At 62.8% G+C, this 546-nt stretch carries 1 protein-coding gene; it reads right to left on the reverse strand.

Annotated features, from left to right (window positions below):
* The coding region (locus CAF70_RS26000) for an immunoglobulin-like domain-containing protein (protein WP_143491961.1) at positions 1-546 on the reverse strand (546 nt) is incomplete at both ends.

The following is a 546-nucleotide window of genomic DNA, read 5'->3' on the forward strand; positions in this document are numbered from 1 at the left end:
GTGTAGGTGATGACGCCACCTTCGGTCACCGACGGGGTCGCCGTCAGGGTGGCAGTGGTGGTGTCGATCGAATCGTTGATCGTGGTCTGGGCCGGGGTCGGGTTCGGTGTCAGCTGCTCGAAGTTACCGCCGGTAGCACCAGTAATCGTGGTGCTGACGGTCGAGCCATTGTTGTAGACGTCGTTCGCCGGAGTCTCAAAGTCAACGCTGCCCTGGGTCTTGCCCGCTTCAACAGTGATGGTCTGGCCGTTGGACAGGGTCACAGTCACCGGCGTCTGCGCCGGGTTGCTCAGGGTCACCGTGTAGGTGATGACGCCACCTTCGGTCACCGACGGGGTCGCCGTCAGGGTCGCAGTGGTGGTGTCGACCGAATCGTTGATCGTGGTCTGCGCCGGGGTCGGGTTCGGCGTCAGTTGCTCGAAGTTGCCGCCCGTGGCGCTTTCGATAGTGACGCTGACGGTCGAGCCGTTGTTGTAGACGTCGTTCGCCGGGGTCTCAAAGTCGACGCTGCCCTGGGTCTTGCCCGCTTCAACAGTGATGGTCTGG

The sequence above is a fragment of the Pseudomonas sp. B19(2017) genome (assembly GCF_002113165.1).
Classification (GTDB): Bacteria; Pseudomonadota; Gammaproteobacteria; order Pseudomonadales; family Pseudomonadaceae; genus Aquipseudomonas.